This is a genomic window from Brachybacterium halotolerans (assembly GCF_016623465.1).
GTDB lineage: Bacteria > Actinomycetota > Actinomycetes > Actinomycetales > Dermabacteraceae > Brachybacterium > Brachybacterium halotolerans.
In genome coordinates, this window is the sequence record NZ_JAEDAJ010000006.1 from 63,437 (window position 1) to 80,572 (window position 17,136).

A 17,136-nucleotide genomic window follows, 5' to 3' on the forward strand; every position below is an offset into this window, starting at 1 on the left:
GTCGGGTGTGCTGTCATCGCTGCGCGTCCTCCCCGAGGCCGCGGGAGCGGATACCCGCGAGCATCTGGTCGATGGTCTGGCCGTGGTTGGGGTCCCCGCCGTCCAGCAGCAGGTCGATCTCCTCGGTGGTCGGCATGGCCGTCGAGCACTCGAGGCGGCTGGTGACGATCGCGCCGGCCGCGTTGCAGCGGGTGAGGGTCTCGGTGAGCGACTGGCCGCTGAGAAGGCCGTGGCACAGGGATCCGCCGAAGCTGTCGCCGGCGCCGAGCCCGTTGATCACCTGGATGAGGTTCGGGGCGACCTCGACGCGCTCGTCGCGGGTCTTGCCGAGCACGCCCTTCGGGCCCTGTTTGACGATCGCGATCTCGACGCCCGCCTCCAGGAGGGCGTCGGCGGCGCGCTCGGGCTCGGTCTCGCCGACGGCGACCTCGCACTCCTCGCGGTTGCCCACGGCGACCGTCGCGTGCTGGAGGGCGCGCCGGTACTCCTCGCGCGCCTCCTCCACCGAGGACCAGAACATCGGCCGGTAGTCGAGGTCGAAGACCGTGTGGCGGGTGCGGCCGCGGGCCTCGAGGGCCGCGTGGTGCGCGGAGCGGCTGGGCTCCTCGGAGAGCCCGGTGCCGGAGAACCAGAACAGCGGGATCTCGCGGATCGCCGCGAGATCGAGGTCCTCGGGGCGGACCTGCAGGTCAGGCGCGCTGGGCTTGCGGTAGAAGTACAGCGGGAAGTCGTCGGGCGGGTAGATCTCGCAGAACGTGATGGGGGTGTTGAGGTCGTCGGCGGTGATGACGAAGCCGTCGTCCACGCCGAGGCGCACGAGCTCCTGCTTCACGTAGCCGCCGAAGGGGTCGTCCCCCACCCCGGTGATCACCGCGGGGCGGTGGCCCAGACGGGCCGCCGCGACGGCGACGTTCGCGGGGCTGCCGCCCAGGAACTTGCCGAAGCTGAAGACGTCCTCGAGCCCGGTGCCCACCGCGAGGGGGTACAGGTCCACCCCGCTGCGGCCGAAGGTGATGATGTCGAGATCTGCTGCTGCCATGGAACTGATGCCTCTCTGCGGTCGTGCGACGCTGCGCGTGCCAACATGTTCCCACGATTCGCGATCCATGTCCATACAAATGAACCGGGAGTGGGTCTGGGCCGGAGCTCAGAGCTCCCCGGTGAGGAACTGCGCGCGGCCGTGGCCGAAGGACCAGTCCTCCCGGCCGTTCTCCGCGACGGAGACGATGAGGTCCTCGGGCCGCACGAGGTCCTCCTCCCCCAGCCGCCGGGCGAGCTCGGCGAAGATCGCCTGCTTCTGCTCCTGCGAGCGCCCCTGCTGGAGGATCTGGATGATCACCACGCCGTCGCTGCGCTCGATGCCCAGGCCCGTGTCCTCGGCGATGATGCTGCCCACGGGCAGCTCCTCGAGGATCTGGTAGCGGTCACCGGGCGGGGCCGAGAAGTGCTCGAGCATGACGTCCTGGACGACGTCGGCCAGACGCCTCTTCTGCTGGGGCGTGCGCCCCTCCTGCATGGTCATCCGCACCAGCGGCATGGGAGTCCTCCTCGTTCTCGGTACTTCGACGGTGTGGGCGCCTCAGGCGCCCGAGGCCTCGGCGGCGGCGAGCAGGGTGCGGGCCCCGCGCTCGATGCCCTCGATGCGGCCGAAGGCGGCGTCCTCGTGCTCGATGTTGATGCTGAGGTCCGGGTCGACGGCCGCGAGGGCCCGCAGGAAGCGGGTCCAGTAGCCGAGGTCGTGCCCCTCCCCGAGCGCCACGAATTGCCAGGCGGGATCCTCCGGCCAGGTCGAGCACCAGTGGCCGATGCCGGTGGGCGTGCGCTGGGCCGGGTCCTCGGGCACCGGGCCGAAGTCGGTGTCGAGCACGCCGCGGGTCGCCGCCCCGGACAGCACGGCGGTGTCCTTCGCGTGGACGTGGAGGATGTGCGAGCCGAGGCGCTCGATGCAGTCGATCGGCTCCATCTGCTGCCAGAACAGGTGCGAGGGATCGAGGTTCACGCCGATGTGGGTGGGCTCGACGCGCTCGACGAACTCCTCGAAGCTGGGCGGACTGAAGGCGATGTTGCGCGGGTGCAGCTCGAGGGCGACCTTCACGTCGCGCTCGCGGGCCAGGGCGTCGATCTGCTTCCAGAAGGGCACGGCGACCGACCACTGGTACTCGAGGATCTCGAGATCGATGCCGTTCCAGGGGTTCACGATCCACGCCGCATAGCGTGCGCCGGGATCGGTGCCGGGCGTGCCGGACATGGCCACGACCTCGGGGACCTCGAGGGCACCCGCGAGCTCGATGGTGCGGCGCAGGTCCTCGGCGTGGCCGATGCCCTCGCTGGGCAGCGGCGAGAGCGGGTTGCCGGAGACCGTGAGCCCGGTGAGGGCCATGCCCTTGTCGGCGAAGAGCGTACGGTAGTCGCGGCGGGCCCGCTCGCTCGCGATCAGCAGGTCGACGGGGGCGTGCGGGGAGGGGATGAAGCCTCCGGTGTTGACCTCCGCGCCGGTGAGGCCGAGCCCCGCGAGCACGTCGAGGGCCTCCTCGAGGGTGCGGTCCTGGAGGCAGGCGGTGTAGGCGCCGTAGGTGAATGCCATGGTGGAGGGTTCCTCTCGGTCGTGGGAAGAGTGTGTCCCGGGCGGGGTCAGGCGATCTCGACGCTCGCGCCCCCGGCCCCTGCGGAGCGGGCGACGGCGTCGAGGATGCGCATCTCGCGGTAGCCGTCGGCGAAGCTCGCGCAGGGCGGCAGGGCGCCCTCGTCGACCCCGGCGACCTGCTGCAGGAAGGCGTGGGCGTGGTAGGTGAACTGCTCGATCTGGTTCAGGCCGACGCCCGCGAAGGCCAACGACGAGCCGTTGCCGAAGTACGGGAAGACGGGGTTCGCCAGCACCTGGCGGAAGCCGCCGAGGCCCGCGGGGCTCGAGCCGTCGGCCACGCGGATCTTGCCGGTGCGGGCGAGGTCCCAGCTCGCCGAGCCGTGGCTGCCGGAGACGTCGATCATCATCTGGTTGGGCCGGCCGAAGGCCACGCGGGAGCAGGAGAAGGTGCCGGCGGCGCCGCTCGCGAAGTGGGCGGTGAACGTCGCGACGTCGTCGTTCTCGACGGGCTCGGTCGGATCGTCGGCGCTCGCGGTGACGCCGCGGCCGCCCGCGACCGCGCCGCTCGCGACGGGGCGCTCGGTGATCGAGGTGGTGAGCACGGCGCCGGAGACCGAGGCGATGGGGCCTCCGATGAGCTCGGCGGTGTCCACGAGGTGGCTGCCGATGTCGCCGAGGGCGCCGGTCCCCATCGGCCCCTTGTACCGCCAGGCGATCGGCACCAGCGGGTCCGCGCCGTAGTCGCACCAGTAGCGGGCGTCGAGGTGGTTGACCGTGCCGAGTCCGCCGTCGGCGACGAGCCGGGCGAGCTGGGCGACCGCGGGGTTGCGGCGGAAGGTGAAGCCGGTGGCCAGCACGAGGTCGGGGTGGGCGGCCTCGAGCGCGGCCATGGCCTCGGCGTCCTCGAGGGTGCCCGCGAGCGGCTTCTCGCACAGCACGTGCTTGCCCGCGGCGACCATCGCCTCGGCGATCTCGCGGTGCAGGGCGTTGCCGACCACGATCGAGACGACGTCGATCGAGGGGTCGTCGGCGACCTCGCGCCAGTCGCCCACGGCCTTCTCGTACCTGTAGTGGGCGGCGGCGTCCTCGGCGAAGGGCAGGTGGGCGTCGGCGATCGTCGCCAGGCGCACGGGCGGCAGGCCCAGGTCGAAGACGGTGCCGGCCTGGCGCCAGGCGTTGGCGTGCGTGCGGCCGGCCATGCCGGCTCCGATGACGGCGACGGAGAGGGGTGCAGTGGTCATGGGTGGTCCTTCCGGTGGTTGCGGAGGGTTCAGCGTCGACGGCCGGCCGACGGGGCGCAGGAGAACCGAGCGGCGGGCCGGTGCGGAATCGTCGTGCCACGGTGCGCGGATCCACCGTGCCGGACGTTCCTTGTCCGGTCAAAGTGCTCGTCGCATCCGATAGCCGAGGACCGTAGCACGCCACCACCGACCAGGAAAGGCCTCTTCGCGAGCGATCAGCAGGGCTCCGCACCTTATCGGTGCGGATGTCGCTGCGCGCCTCGAAGTCGCCACAGCATCTCGCTTGTCAATACAAAAGATTGACATGCGCATCCGGTTGTCGGCATGCTGTTCCCACGACCCACCGCCGAGTCGTCCGGTCCCGGCGGTCGCACGAATCCCGGACCGCCCAGGGCGGCCGGCCGTCCCGTCCACGGAGGCAGCATGAGTGAGCACAGCGACAGCGTCAGCGGAGCCCCGACGGGCGCGACCATCCGCCTCACCGTCGGCCAGGCCCTCGTCCGCTTCCTCTCAGCCCAGTACACGGAGCGCGACGGCGAACGGCAGCGGCTGATCGCGGGCACCTTCGGGATCTTCGGCCATGGCAACGTGGCCGGCGTGGGCCAGGCCCTCCTGCAGAACGCGATCGACCCCGCCGACGGCGAGGCCGAGATGCCCTACTACCAGGCGCGCAACGAGCAGAACATGGTGCACGCGGCCGTCGCCTACGCGCGCACGAAGAACCGTCTGCAGACCCTCGCCTGCACGGCCTCCATCGGCCCCGGGTCGACGAACATGGTCACCGGCGCGGCGCTCGCGACGATCGACCGGATCCCCGTGCTGATCCTGCCCAGCGACGTCTTCGCGAGCCGCGCCGTGGACCCCGTGCTCCAGCAGCTCGAGGACGAGCGCGCCATGGACGTCACCGTCAACGACGCCTTCCGCCCCGTCTCCCGCTTCTTCGACCGCATCTGGCGCCCCGAGCAGCTCATCCCGAGCGCGCTGGCGGCGATGCGCGTGCTCACCGACCCGGCCGAGACCGGCGCGGTCACCCTCGCCCTCCCCCAGGACGTCCAGGCCGAGGCCCACGACTGGCCGCTCGAGTTCTTCCGCGAGCGCACCTGGCACGTCGGCCGGCCCGTCCCCGAGCCCGCCGCGCTCGACCGCGCCCTCGCGGTGATCCGCTCGGCCCGTCGGCCGCTCGTCGTCGCCGGAGGCGGCGCCGTCTACTCCGAAGCGGGCGCGGCCCTGGCCGCCTTCGCGGACGCCACCGGCATCCCCGTGGCCGACACCCAGGCGGGCAAGGGCGCGATCAGCGCCGACCACCCCGCGAGCGTGGGCGGCGTGGGCGCCACGGGCAACGACGCGGCGAACACGCTCGCCGCGGAGGCGGACGTCGTGATCGGCGTCGGCACCCGGTACACGGACTTCACGACCGCCTCGCACACCGCCTTCCGCGACCCCGACGTGCGCTTCGTGAACCTCAACGTGAAGGCCTTCGACGCCGCCAAGCACTCGGCCGAGATGCTCGTGGCCGACGCCCGCGCGGGCCTCGAGGCGCTCACCGCGGGGCTCACGGCGGACACCGCCGCCTACCGCGCCCCGCAGGAGCACCAGGACCGGGCCCGCGAGCTCGCCGCCGCCTGGGAGGAGCGCAGCGCGCCCTGCTTCGCGCCGCACGACCAGGAGCTGCCCGCGCAGACCGAGATCTTCGGCGCCCTCAACGAGCTCATGGGCGACGAGGACATCGTCATCAACGCCGCGGGCTCGATGCCCGGCGACCTGCAGGCCCTGTGGCGGGCCCGCACTCCCCTGCAGTACCACCTCGAGTACGGCTACTCGTGCATGGGCTACGAGCTGCCCGCGTCCCTGGGCGCGAAGATGGCGGCCCCGGACAGCGAGGTCGTCGCGATCATCGGCGACGGCACCTTCCAGATGGCGCCGCAGGAGATCGCGACGATCGTCGCCGAGGACGTGAAGGTCATCCTCGTGATCCTGCAGAACCACGGCTGGTCCTCGATCGGCTCCCTGTCCGAGTCCCACGGCTCGCAGCGCTTCGGCACCAAGTACCGCATGCGCAACGAGAAGACCGGCCTGCTCGACGGCGCGAAGCTGCCGATGGACATCGCCGCGAACATCCGCTCGTACGGCATCGAGGTCAGCGAGGTCTCCTCGACGGACGACTTCCGCGCCGCCTACCGCCGGGCCGAGGACTCCGAGCACGCCACCGCGATCGTCGTGAACACCGACCTGTACGGGCCGAACCCGCCCGGCATCGGCTGGTGGGACGTGCCCGTCTCCCAGGTTTCCCGCCTGAGCTCCACGCAGGAGGCCTCCGCGCGCTACGAGGCGGAGAAGGCGCCGCAGCGCCACTACCTGTGACCGGCGGTCCGCGCCCGCACGCCGCCGACAGCACCCCCTTCAACACCGCTCCACCCGAGACCACCACGGAGGAACCATGACCGACGTCAAGCACTGGATCGACGGCCGCGAGGCCGAGGGCACCGGCTCCACCCAGCCCATCCTGAACCCGGCGACGAACGAGGAGATCGCGACCCTGCACCTGGGCGACGCGAGCACCGTCGACCAGGCCGTGCAGGTCGCCGTCGCCGCCCAGCGCGAGTGGGCGAAGGTCTCGCTCGCCAAGCGCACCCAGATCATGTACCGGATGCGCCAGCTGCTGATCGACGCGACGGACGAGATCGCGGAGGTCATCTCCCGCGAGCACGGCAAGACCGTCGCCGACGCCCGCGGCGAGATCGCCCGCGGCCAGGAGACCCTCGAGTTCGCCACCTCGATCACCCAGGACCTCAAGGGCGGTTTCTCCGAGAACGTCTCCACCGGCGTGGACGGGTTCACCTTCCGCCAGCCGCTCGGCGTGGTCGCCGGCATCACCCCCTTCAACTTCCCGGCGATGGTGCCCTTCTGGATGCACCCGATCGCGATCGCGACCGGCAACGCCTTCATCCTCAAGCCCTCCGAGCGCGACCCCTCCGCCTCGAACATCGTGGCGCGCCTCTACCAGGAGGCCGGGCTGCCCGACGGCGTCTTCCAGGTCGTCCACGGCGGCAAGGACACGGTCGACGCGCTGTGCACGCACGAGCAGATCGCCGCGGTCTCCTTCGTCGGCTCCACCCCGATCGCCAAGCACGTGCACGCCACCGCGTCGGCCGCGGGCAAGCGCGTGCAGGCGCTCGGCGGCGCGAACAACCACGCCGTGGTGATGCCGGACGCGAACGTCGAGTTCGCGGCGGCGCAGGTCGCCTCGGGCGCCTTCGGCTCCGCGGGCGAGCGCTGCATGGCCGTCCCGGTCGCCGTGACCGTCGGCGACGCCCACGAGCCCTTCCTCGAGGCGATCACCGCCGAGGCCGCGAAGCTCACCGTCGGCCCCGGCTCCGACCCGGCGACCGACATGCCGCCGGTGATCACGAAGGACGCCCGCGCGCGGGTCATCCGCATGGCCGACGAGGCCGAGCAGGCCGGCGGACGGATCGTCGTCGACGGTCGCGGTCTGGTCGTCGAGGGCTTCGAGAACGGCAACTTCGTGGGGCCGACGGTCGTCACCGACCTCCCCGCCGACCACCCCACGTACACCGAGGAGGTCTTCGGGCCGCTGCTCGTGGTCATGCACGTCCACAACTTCGACGAGGCCATCGAGCTCGTGAACTCCTCGCGCTTCGGCAACGGCACCGCGATCTTCACCGGCTCCGGCCACTACGCGCGCCGCTACCAGGAGGAGGTCCAGGTGGGCATGGTCGGCATCAACGTGCCGATCCCGACCCCCGTGGGCTACTACTCCTTCGGCGGCTGGAAGGACTCGCTGTTCGGCGAGCACCACGCGCACGGACCCGAGGGCCTCGAGTTCTACACGAAGCAGAAGGCGGTCACCTCGCGCTGGCCCCGCCAGGACGAGCACGTCGAGGCGTCCATGAGCTTCCCGACGCACGACTGATCTCGGCTCCAGCCGCCCCCATCGAAGGAGATGACCCCGTGACCTCTGCGCCCTCCCCCGCGCCCACTCCGGCGACCGCCGACCTCTCGCACAACCCCGAGGCGCCGTTCGACCGCCTCACGATCGGCGTGTGCCCGGACCAGTGGGGCGTGTGGTTCCCCCAGGACGAGAAGCAGATCCCTTGGCGCACTGCGCTCGCGGAGATGGCCGAGGCCGGCTTCTCCGTCATGGAGACGGGCCCCTGGGGGTACTTCCCCCAGGACGCCGCCGACCTGAAGCACGTCATGGACGAGCACGGCTTCCGCGTGGTCGCGGGCACCGGCTGGGGCATCCTGCACAAGGAGGAGGCCTGGCCGGAGACAGAGCGCACCTTCCGGGCGATCGCCGAGACCCACGCGGCCGTCGGCGCGGAGTACATGGTGCACCTGCCCCCTCTGTACCGCGACGACAAGACCTGGGAGTTCACGGACGACCGGCAGCTGACGGGCGAGGCCTGGAAGCTCTACGTCACCCACGCCAACGAGCTGGGCCGCATCCTCAAGGAGGACTACGGGCTGACGATGGTGCTGCACCCTCACGGAGACAGCCACATCGAGACGCCCGAGGAGATCGCACGCGTCTTCGAGGCGACGGACCCGGAGCTGGTCTCGTTCTGCCTGGACACCGGGCACGTCGTCTACGGCGGCGGCGACCCGATCTCGATGATCGACGAGTACCCCGACCGCATCGGCTACGTCCACATCAAGGCCTTCGACGCCGACATCACCCGCGAGGCGCACGAGAAGGACTGGCCCTTCGGGCAGGCCGTCGCGAAGGGCGCCTCGGTGCGTCCGCCCGCCGGGCTGCCCGACATGAAGGACCTGGTGGCGAAGCTCGCGACGCTCGACAGGGACCTCTACGTGATCTGCGAGCAGGACCTCTACCCCTGCGATCCGTCGCTGCCCCTGCCCAATGCCGTGAAGACCCGCGAGTTCCTGGCCGAGTGCGGCCTGGGCCTGAAGCACGCCTGAGACGAGGGAGACGCCCCATGGTGAAGGTCCTGCTGGATCCGAGCATGTACCACCCGCAGATGTCCGTCGCGCAGGAGGTGCACAAGGCGGCCGAGCTCGGCTTCCGGTACATCGAGCTGTCCCCGCGCGCCGACTTCCACGAGTGGCACCACTACCCCAAGGTGGACCGCCACCAGATCGCCGAGGTCTCACAGGCGATGAAGGACACGGGGGTGCGCATCTGGACGTTCAACCCCGTCTTCGACTGGTCGAACCCCGATGAGCAGGAGCGTCAGGCGCAGGTGCGCAACTGGCGGCGGCTGCTGGAGATCGCCGACGCCCTCGAGGTGCCGATGATCGCCACCGAGCTCTCCGGGGACCCGAACCAGCCGCGGCGCAGCGAGTCGCAGTTCTACCGCTCCGTCGAGGAGCTGATCCCCGACTTCGAGCGCTACGGCATCGAGTGCACCGTCGAGGCGCACCCGTACGACTTCGCTGAGACGAACGAGCGCGCGGTGCAGATCGTGCGCGGCGTGGACCGGGACTGGTTCAACTACGAGTTCTGCTTCCCCCACGCCTTCCACCTGGGCGGCGGGGCACCGGGCGCGCCGGGCGCGAGCGTGCGCGACATGCTCGACTACGCGGGCGATCGCCTGCGCCACCTGCACGTCGCCGACGTCTTCGACCACACCGCGAACGTGGGCAACCGCTACATCGTGAACCCGCCCGGTGTCGACGCCCGCGTGCACCAGCACAACGAGATCGGCTACGGCGAGATCGACTGGGACGACGCCTTCTCCGCCCTGCGCGAGCGCGATTACGACGGATCGGTGTCCGTGTGCGTGTTCGGCTGGGAGGAGGACGCCGACGCGATCAACCGCCGCATGCGCGAGCGGATCCTCACCGAGCTGGGAGGGGAGTGATGGCGGTGGGAACGAAGAACGCGGAGAACGGCCCGCGCCCCCTCGGGGTGGGCGTCGTGGGCCTGGGCTGGATGGGCCGACTGCACGCGAGCTCGTACCGGGGCCTGGCCGCGCGCTATCCGGAGCTGGGCCTCGCGCCGCGCCTGGTGTGCGCGGCGGACCCGCTGCCCGACAACCAGCGCGCGGCGCGCGCGCAGTTCGGGTTCGAGCGCGCGGTGGACGACGTCGGGGAGATGCTCGCGGATCCGGAGGTCGACGTGGTGTCGATCGCGACGCCGAACTTCCTGCACCGGGAGGTGGCGCGCGCGGCGGCCCGTGCCGGCAGGCCGTTCTGGATCGAGAAGCCGATGGGCGTGGATGCAGCGCAGAGCCGCGAGATCCACGAGGCGGCCCGCGTGGCGGGCGTCGCGACCGCGGTCGGCTTCAACTATCGGCACGCTCCGGCCGTCGAGCACCTGCGCGCCCTCGTCGCCGCCGGCAGGCTGGGGCGGATCACGAACGTGCGCTGCTGGCTCTACGCCGACTACGCCTCCTCGCCCGACGGCCCGCTGACCTGGCGCTACGACCGCTCGCGGGCGGGTGCCGGCGTGATCGGCGACCTCCTGAGCCATGGCGCGGACCTCGTCCATTACGTGACGGGCCAGGGCATCGCCGAGGTGAGCGCCGCGACCGACGTGTTCCTGCGCGAGCGTCCGATCCCGACGTCGGCCGGTGTGGGGCACGGCGCCGTCGAGGTCGGGACCGAGCGCGGCGCGGTCGGCAACGAGGACTGGGTGGCGGCTCTCGCGACCCTCGCGGACGGCACCCGGGCGACCCTCGAGTCCTCGCGCGTGGCGCGCGGGCATCGCAGCGACTACGCCCTCGAGGTCTACGGGACCGAGGGGTCGGCGCGCTGGTCCTTCACCCGCATGAACGAGTTCGAGGTGATGATCGGCGACGGCGGCCTCGAGCACGGGTACACGACGGTCCTCGCGGGCGCGGGACACGGCGACTACGGACGCTTCCAGCCGGGTCCCGGCATCCCGATGAGCTTCGACGACCTCAAGGCGATCGAGTGCGCGCAGTTCCTGACGGATGTGGTCGGCGGAATCGGCGGAGTCGACGACGGCGCCCGCTCGGGCGCCGCTCCGAACACGGCCGACGGTCTCTCCGCGGCGGAGGTCACCGAGGCGATCGTGCGCTCGGCGTCCTCGCGCAGCTGGGTCGACGTGCCGCAGGTCGAGGGGACCACCTGGGGCGCGTGATCGCGCCCGGCCGCGCCGACTGGTGCATGTTCAGGGTCGGGGTCGGGTGCGGCGTCATGCGGAGTCCCTGAGGGCGCCGAGGTCCTCGTCGGGCCGGCCGAGCGCGTCGAGCCGGTCGAGCTCCTCGAGGATCTCGACCTCGTCGACGAGGCGTGGTCCCTGGGCTCCGCGCTCCTCGAAGTCCTCGTCGTCGGGTCCGAAGCTCGCGAGGGCGGCGGCCGTCATCCGGTCCTCGTCCTCCGGGGAGAGGCCCGCGTAGGGGTCACGCGCGGGCAGGTCCTCCCCCTCGACGAGCATCCGCAGATGGCGGCGGCTGCGGATGGGGGCCCGTCCGTCGGCCCCGGTCCTCGTCGTGCCGGGGATCTTCACGGGGTCGAGGGGCAGACCGGTGAGCGACGGCGGGGTGACGGTGGCCGTGGCGCCGAGGCGGCTGGTCCAGGCCACGCGGTGGCTGCCGTCGGCCGACGGCGCGTGCTCGACGCGACCGAGCGCCTCCTTCGTGAGGTTGCAGTGCGCGCACAGGCCCTGGCCGTTCGTGGCGCTCGTCGGCCCGCCCTCGGCGAACGGCCGGATGTGGTCGGCGTGGCGGATGGGCGCACCGCAGTACGGGCCCACGCAGCTGACGTCCCGCAGGCGCATATACAGCTTGAGGCCCTCCGGGAAAGCGCGCGAGCGGGAGTCCATCGCGATCAGCTCGCCCGCGGTCGGGTGCGTGAAGACGCGGCGCAGGGAATCGCCCATCTGCTGCTCCGCGCGCGCGAGGTCGTGCTCGATCTGCTCGCGCGAGGGCGGGTTCCGGACCTCTGCAGGCGGGGGTGGTGGGTTCTGGGACGCCGCCGGTGCCGGGTGCGGTGGCGCGCCGCTCGCGCCGCTCTCGCCGGTGAGGAGCGGTGGCGCGCCTCGGTCCCGGCGCATGATGTCGATGATGTCGAGGGACTGACGGCGCAGGGGTGCCGACGGGTGCTGCCGGTCGTGACCAGCACCGAGGCCCGTGGTTCCGTCTGCTGCGACGGCTCCGTGCACATGCTCAGGCCCCGAGGCGGCTCCCTGTTCATGGACCGAGCCGGCGAGGGGCCGGCCGGAGGCGGTGCGCCGTTCCGGGAAGCGCTGGTCGAGCACGTGGTCGCGCACCTGCGTGGCCTCGACCAGGCCGTACCCCTCGACGACGGCGGGCTCCCCGTGTGTGGGCGTGAACAGGGAGCGCTCGGAGATCACCACGTTGATCGCGAAGTGCACCGGGTCCATCGTCTCGTCGCGGCCCAGCAGGGTGTCGGCGAAGAGATCGGCCATGAGCTGGCCGTGCGTGCGCTCGTCACCCTGGACCTGCAGGGATTCGGCGGCGAGGGCGAGCTTGCGGCGGATCGCGGCGCAGTCGGGGCCGGGGAGCACCGCGGTGACGGTGCCCATGCCGTGTGCACCGGGGGTGACGGTGACGCCGCGCTGCGTCGCGGCACGCCTGTGGCGCTCCGGTCCGCCGCGCGGGTCAAGCTTCTGGGCGAGCGCACCGACCTCCTGCGACCAGCGCGCGGGAGTCGAGCCGTCGAGATCGGGCAGGTGCTCGGCGAGGACGTCGTCGACGTGGCCGCGCAGCTCGGGCTCGACGGGCCCGACGGAGCGGCCGACGGCGTATCCGGCGTCGGCCTGCATCGTTCCGCGCGCGAGGGCCTCGAACACGCGGGGCATCTCGCGGGTCATCCGCTGCCCGGCTCGCAGTCTCCTCGAGGCCGTGGCCGGTGAGATGCGCGAGGCCATCTGGATCTCGCCGGTGGTGCGCCGGCCCTGGTCCCTCACGGGCAGGCCCGCGCGCACGTCCTGCGCGCGGATCGCATCGTCGAGCTCTGACATGGTGCGCATCTCGAGCGCGGCGAGGGCCGAGCGCATCTCGTCGATGCCCACGAGCACGCGCGAGAGATCGGCTGCCTCGAGGGCCGCCGGGCCGATGAGCGCCGCGTCGGCGATCGCCCCGGTCGTCTCGCGCAGGTCGATGGTGCCTGCGTCGATCCTGCCCGCGTCGATCGCGCGTGCGTCGATGGTGCGTGCGTCGTCCGTGCTGCCGTCCGACGCGGAACGGAGCAGCACTGCCCCGTCGGCCGAAAGACTGATCGGAGACGACGTATCCGACGCTCCCGGCCGCGCGGGCACCGCGGCTGGGCGGGCGGCGATGCCGTCCGTCCCAGGTGCGGTCGCGCCGTGCGCGCCGAGGTCTTCGTCGTCCATGGCACCCATGCTCCTCGGGGGGACCGACAAACGAAGGGTCGCTGTGGACTCCCGCCAATGTGAGCTGCATCACTTGCCGGGGAGCGGGCGACACCAGGCACGCGCGGCACCCGCCGCCCGGCACCCGACGCGCGCCGCCCGGCACCCTCGGATCAGACCAGGTCAGCCGGATCGACGAGGAAGCCCTCGAGGTCCACGATGTACCCGCCGACGGTCTCCACGATCAGGCCCGCGAGCAGGCCGATCCTGCGATAGACCTCGGTCCAGCGGGCGGCGGTCGCATCGTCGGGCACGTCGATCTCGGCATCGAGCTCGTCGAGCATCTCGTGCACGATCTCGTAGTCGACCGCGTCCTCGAGCCAGGGCAGCGCCTCGAGCGCCGTCGGCCGGGAGGTCGGGCCCACGCGCAGCAGGATCTCGTCCTGCGGATCGTCGGCCGACGGCGCGAGGAGCACCGAGCCGGCACCCGTCGTGGCGATCCGGGACGCATCGTCCGGGTCGCCGATCGGGATGCGCAGCATGTACCCGGTGGTGTCGGCCTCGGGCGGAGGGGTGACGAGCTCCGCGCCCGGCTCCACCGACTGCACGAGCGCGAGGAGATCCTGCGCGAGCAGCGCGTTCGGGCTGGTCACAACGAGGTCCCGCACGTGACAGGGATGCGGCTCGAGCCGTGCGTGCGAATCGGTGACCACGGCGCCGTCGAGCCGGCGCGCGAGCGACCAGGCGAGATCGAGGGCCTCGCGCTCGTCGCCGAAGGGCATGCCGTCCGCGAAGGCGCGGCCGTAGCCGTGGGAATCGGGGAGGTCCTCGGCGGGCTCGCTGTCGCGCACGCGCGGGGTGCGCAGCGTCCAGCGGCTGGGACGCCGCGCGTCCTCGACGAGGACCGCGCCGCCGCCGATGTCGATGCCCCCGTCCTCGAGCCGGGCATCCGGCACGACGTTGCGGACCATCGTCAGGACGGCCTCGGCGGGCGTGCCGTGGGGCAGCTGGAGCCGGTGCGAGGTCATCGCGCGGGTGCCTGGTGCGCCCGCGCCGGGCTCACTCGCCATCGTCGGGCCCCGCCGTGCTCACCGGATTCTCCGGGCCGACCTGATTCTCCGGGTCCACGGGGATCAGCGTGCGGTGGAAGTTCATGTGCGAGCGGGAGGCGGTGGGCCCGCGCTGCCCGCTGTAGCGGTTGAGGTTGCCCTCGCTGCCGTAGGGGTTCTGCGAGGCCGACGAGAGCCGGAAGAAGCACAGCTGCCCGATCTTCATGCCCGGCCACAGCGCCACCGGCAGCGTCGCCATGTTCGACAGCTCGAGGGTGATGTGGCCGGTGAAGCCCGGGTCGATGAAGCCCGCGGTCGAATGGGTGAGCAGCCCCAGGCGCCCCAGGGAGCTCTTGCCCTCGAGGCGCGCGGCGATGTCGTCCGGGAGCGTGACCTGCTCGTACGTCGAGGCGAGCACGAACTCCCCCGGGTGCAGCACGTAGGGCTCCTCGGGGTCGACGGCGACCTCGCGGGTGAGCGCCGGCTGCTCGACCGCCGGGTCGATCATCGGGTACTTGTGGTTGTCGAAGAGCCGGAAGAAGCGGTCGATGCGCACGTCCACGGACGCGGGCTGGACCATCGAGGCGTCGAACGGGTCCAGTCGCACCCGACCGCTGTCGATCTGGTCGCGGATGTCGTTGTCGCTGAGCAGCACGGGGCAACCCTATCGGGCGAGCGTGACGTGCACGGCAGCGTCCGCGGACGGTTTCGCACCGGCGCGGATCGCACGCTATGCTGGATCCCGTTCGACTCGCCGACGGGCACGTTCCCGCAGGTCGAGGAGGATGCGCGGGTGTAGTTCAATGGTAGAACTTCAGCTTCCCAAGCTGACAGCGCGGGTTCGATTCCCGTCACCCGCTCCATGTGATGAGAAGGCCCCGGTGAGTGATCACCGGGGCCTTCGTCGTGGCGACCGTCAGCCGCTCCGGTCGCAGCACCCGCCGCAGCATGGGCGCGGCACGGGCGAGCCCGCGGCCGCGCGTCAGGACGCCGTCGCGGACTCGCTCCGGTCCTCGTGCCTGCGCCGGAAGTCCTGCTCGATGTCCTCGAGCGTGCGGTCCTTGGTCTCCGGAGCCACCCGCCACACCCAGATGAAGGCGACCACCTGCAGGGCGACGAAGATGAGCACCGTGGCACCGGCGCCGATCGCCTCGGCGAGCACCGGGAAGGTGAGGCCCACCAGGAACGTGAACATCCACAGCACCCACGTGCACAGGCCCATCCCGGCGCCGCGCACGCGCAGCGGGAAGATCTCCGAGAGGTAGAGCCAGGTGACCGTGCCGATGCAGCACTGCATGAAGCCCACGAAGACCACGATGCACGCGAGGATCGCGAAGGGGCGCGCAGGGCTGCCCTCGGGGATCAGCTGGAAGGCCAGGGCGAAGCACGTGAGGGAGCAGATCGTGCCGCCGAGCCCGGTCAGGAGCATCCGCTTGCGGCGCGCGGTGCGCAGCAGCACCATCGCGAGGCCCACCGCTCCGACGCCCACCAGACCGGGGATGATGTTCGCGTAGAAGGCGCCGTTGCCGCCGAAGCCGGCGCTCTCGAGGACGCTGACCCCGTAGTACTGGATCGCGTTGATGCCCGAGATCTGGTTGATCACCGCCATCCCGAGGCCGATGCCCAGGATCCTGCGCATCCAGGGGCTGACGAGGATGTCGCGCAGCGTCCCCGATGCGGCCTGGTAGTCCTCCCGCGCGAGCTCGCGCACCTCGCTCAGCTCGTCGGAGCTGTAGGCGTCGCCGCGGATGTCCCGCAGCACCTCCTGGACGCGGTCGTAGAGTCCCGCCCGCGCGAGCCACCGGGGAGACTCGGGGACCGCGTGCATGCCGATCCACAGCGCGATCGCCGGGAGCGTCGCGAGCGACAGCATGTAGCGCCAGACGTGCCCGGTCTCCGGCATGAGCGTCGCCAGCAGGGCGTTCATCATGAACGCGAGAGCCTGCCCGGTGACGATCATGAACTCGTTCTGCGCGACGACGCGCCCCCGCAGATGGGTCGGCGCCATCTCCGCCAGGAAGACAGGGACGATCGCCGACGCACCGCCGACCGCGAGGCCCAGGACGAAGCGGAAGAGCGCGAGGACGGCCGCGCTCGGCGCGAGGGAGCAGCCGATGGTCGCGAGCGCGAAGACCACCGCGAGGCCGACGATCGAGGGGCGCCTGCCGAAGCGGTCCGCGATCCGGCCGCCGAACACCGCTCCCCAGGCCGCGCCGAAGGGCAGGATCGAGGCCACGAGCCCCTCGGTGAGACTGGTCAGCTGCAGGTCGCTGCGGATCGACGGCAGGGCGCCGTTGATGACGCCGGTGTCGTAGCCGAAGAGCAGTCCGCCGAACGTCGCGATGGTCGCGATCGTCCGCATGCGACCGGGGAGCGTGCCCGAGGTGAGATCCCTCCGGGATTCATGACCCGACATGTTCCGTCCTTCCGACAGCGTCGTCGTCCTTCGAGACGGAACGACACTACCTCAGACGGAATCTTTTGTCAGGACATGCCGTGCGAACGCTCCTCGAGCTGGACGAGCAGTGCGCCCGCGTAGGCGTCCTCGACCTTCCGGGCGCGGATCTCGCGCGACTCCTCGGGTCCGGACAGCGTCACCACGTGCACCAGGTCCCCGGACACGGAGCGCTCGCAGCGCAGCTGCGCGAAGTGCTCGCCGAGGGCCTCGCGCAGCTGGTCCTCGCGCGGGATCCAGACCGCCTCGTCCTCCTCGATGGAGTCCAGGGCCCACTCCGTGGTGCCGTTGAAGGTGAAGAGGGGCTCGCCGCGTCGGCCGCGACCGGGCTCGACGACCATCGAGGACAGCATGAAGGTCTGCTCCCGCAGGTCGGGCACGTCGATGGTGAAGCGGTCCCCCTCGGCGGGCTCCCAGAGGAGGCCGAGGTCCCGCAGTCGTCGGGCGATGTCCACGTCGATCACGCGTCGATTCTAGCGGCGCAGGGCGCGCGATGGCGGATCGATGCGAGGCCCGACGGCCGC

Annotated in this window: 14 protein-coding genes and 1 tRNA gene; 6 read left to right on the top strand and 9 right to left on the bottom strand. The window is 71.6% G+C overall.

What is annotated here, in order from left to right; all coding sequences use genetic code 11:
• Window positions 1-13: 13 nt before the first annotated feature.
• The 4 genes from iolC to I8D64_RS11215 form a co-directional block, all read right to left on the bottom strand.
• Complete coding sequence (gene iolC, locus I8D64_RS11200) at window positions 14-1,039, bottom strand: 5-dehydro-2-deoxygluconokinase (protein WP_200502791.1); 1,026 nt, start codon at window positions 1,037-1,039, stop codon at window positions 14-16.
• A gap of 108 nt (window positions 1,040-1,147) precedes the next feature.
• Window positions 1,148-1,537: a tautomerase family protein gene (locus tag I8D64_RS11205; RefSeq protein WP_200502793.1), complete on the bottom strand. Its 390-nt coding sequence runs from the start codon at window positions 1,535-1,537 to the stop codon at window positions 1,148-1,150.
• Between the two features lie 42 nt (window positions 1,538-1,579).
• Window positions 1,580-2,584 carry a sugar phosphate isomerase/epimerase family protein gene (locus I8D64_RS11210; RefSeq protein ID WP_200502795.1) on the bottom strand — a complete coding sequence of 335 codons (1,005 nt, stop codon included), beginning with the start codon at window positions 2,582-2,584 and terminating at the stop codon, window positions 1,580-1,582.
• 47 nt (window positions 2,585-2,631) lie between these two features.
• Window positions 2,632-3,825 (bottom strand): Gfo/Idh/MocA family protein, encoded by a 1,194-nt coding sequence (locus I8D64_RS11215; protein WP_200502797.1) that lies wholly within the window; start codon window positions 3,823-3,825, stop codon window positions 2,632-2,634.
• A 423-nt stretch (window positions 3,826-4,248) separates the two neighbouring features.
• Between I8D64_RS11215 and iolD the strand changes: the two genes are divergently transcribed.
• The 5 genes from iolD (at window position 4,249) to I8D64_RS11240 (ending at window position 10,912) form a co-directional block, all read left to right on the top strand.
• Entirely contained in the window at window positions 4,249-6,186 is a 1,938-nt protein-coding gene (iolD, locus tag I8D64_RS11220; protein ID WP_200502799.1) for a 3D-(3,5/4)-trihydroxycyclohexane-1,2-dione acylhydrolase (decyclizing), read from the top strand.
• A gap of 76 nt (window positions 6,187-6,262) precedes the next feature.
• Window positions 6,263-7,756, top strand: a complete 1,494-nt coding sequence (locus I8D64_RS11225) for a CoA-acylating methylmalonate-semialdehyde dehydrogenase (RefSeq protein WP_200502801.1) — start codon at window positions 6,263-6,265, stop codon at window positions 7,754-7,756.
• Between the two features lie 38 nt (window positions 7,757-7,794).
• Window positions 7,795-8,766, top strand: coding sequence for a TIM barrel protein (locus tag I8D64_RS11230; protein ID WP_200502802.1), 972 nt, complete (start codon window positions 7,795-7,797; stop codon window positions 8,764-8,766).
• A gap of 17 nt (window positions 8,767-8,783) precedes the next feature.
• Window positions 8,784-9,668, top strand: coding sequence for a sugar phosphate isomerase/epimerase family protein (locus I8D64_RS11235; RefSeq protein ID WP_200502803.1), 885 nt, complete (start codon window positions 8,784-8,786; stop codon window positions 9,666-9,668).
• 5 nt (window positions 9,669-9,673) lie between these two features.
• On the top strand, window positions 9,674-10,912 hold the full coding sequence (locus I8D64_RS11240; protein ID WP_343068547.1) for a Gfo/Idh/MocA family protein: 1,239 nt from the start codon (window positions 9,674-9,676) through the stop codon (window positions 10,910-10,912).
• A gap of 54 nt (window positions 10,913-10,966) precedes the next feature.
• On the opposite strand, the gene I8D64_RS11245 is transcribed toward I8D64_RS11240, so the two are convergent.
• The 3 genes from I8D64_RS11245 to dcd all read right to left on the bottom strand — a co-directional run bounded on the left by I8D64_RS11245 (window position 10,967) and on the right by dcd (window position 14,812).
• Window positions 10,967-13,129 carry an HNH endonuclease gene (locus I8D64_RS11245; RefSeq protein ID WP_200502805.1) on the bottom strand — a complete coding sequence of 721 codons (2,163 nt, stop codon included), beginning with the start codon at window positions 13,127-13,129 and terminating at the stop codon, window positions 10,967-10,969.
• A gap of 152 nt (window positions 13,130-13,281) precedes the next feature.
• Window positions 13,282-14,136, bottom strand: coding sequence for a hypothetical protein (locus I8D64_RS11250; protein ID WP_200502806.1), 855 nt, complete (start codon window positions 14,134-14,136; stop codon window positions 13,282-13,284).
• Window positions 14,137-14,167: 31 nt separating this feature from the next.
• Window positions 14,168-14,812 (bottom strand): dCTP deaminase, encoded by a 645-nt coding sequence (gene dcd / locus I8D64_RS11255; protein ID WP_200502807.1) that lies wholly within the window; start codon window positions 14,810-14,812, stop codon window positions 14,168-14,170.
• A gap of 134 nt (window positions 14,813-14,946) precedes the next feature.
• On the opposite strand from dcd, the gene I8D64_RS11260 reads away from it, so the two are divergent.
• A tRNA-Gly gene (locus I8D64_RS11260) sits at window positions 14,947-15,020 on the top strand.
• 119 nt (window positions 15,021-15,139) lie between these two features.
• On the opposite strand, the gene I8D64_RS11265 is transcribed toward I8D64_RS11260, so the two are convergent.
• Window positions 15,140-16,573, bottom strand: coding sequence for a sugar porter family MFS transporter (locus I8D64_RS11265; protein ID WP_246482983.1), 1,434 nt, complete (start codon window positions 16,571-16,573; stop codon window positions 15,140-15,142).
• Window positions 16,574-16,641: 68 nt separating this feature from the next.
• Entirely contained in the window at window positions 16,642-17,076 is a 435-nt protein-coding gene (locus tag I8D64_RS11270) for a hypothetical protein (protein WP_200502809.1), read from the bottom strand.
• Between the last annotated feature and the right edge of the window lie 60 nt (window positions 17,077-17,136).

What these genes read in the sequence shown, in the direction of transcription:
- iolC (WP_200502791.1), bottom strand. Translation starts at nt 1,039, where the DNA reads ATGGCAGCAGCAGATCTCGACATCATCACCTTCGGCCGCAGCGGGGTG.
- I8D64_RS11205 (WP_200502793.1), bottom strand. Translation starts at nt 1,537, where the DNA reads ATGCCGCTGGTGCGGATGACCATGCAGGAGGGGCGCACGCCCCAGCAG.
- I8D64_RS11210 (WP_200502795.1), bottom strand. Translation starts at nt 2,584, where the DNA reads ATGGCATTCACCTACGGCGCCTACACCGCCTGCCTCCAGGACCGCACC.
- I8D64_RS11215 (WP_200502797.1), bottom strand. Translation starts at nt 3,825, where the DNA reads ATGACCACTGCACCCCTCTCCGTCGCCGTCATCGGAGCCGGCATGGCC.
- iolD (WP_200502799.1), top strand. Translation starts at nt 4,249, where the DNA reads ATGAGTGAGCACAGCGACAGCGTCAGCGGAGCCCCGACGGGCGCGACC.
- I8D64_RS11225 (WP_200502801.1), top strand. Translation starts at nt 6,263, where the DNA reads ATGACCGACGTCAAGCACTGGATCGACGGCCGCGAGGCCGAGGGCACC.
- I8D64_RS11235 (WP_200502803.1), top strand. Translation starts at nt 8,784, where the DNA reads ATGGTGAAGGTCCTGCTGGATCCGAGCATGTACCACCCGCAGATGTCC.
- I8D64_RS11245 (WP_200502805.1), bottom strand. Translation starts at nt 13,129, where the DNA reads ATGGACGACGAAGACCTCGGCGCGCACGGCGCGACCGCACCTGGGACG.
- I8D64_RS11250 (WP_200502806.1), bottom strand. Translation starts at nt 14,136, where the DNA reads ATGACCTCGCACCGGCTCCAGCTGCCCCACGGCACGCCCGCCGAGGCC.
- I8D64_RS11265 (WP_246482983.1), bottom strand. Translation starts at nt 16,573, where the DNA reads ATGTCGGGTCATGAATCCCGGAGGGATCTCACCTCGGGCACGCTCCCC.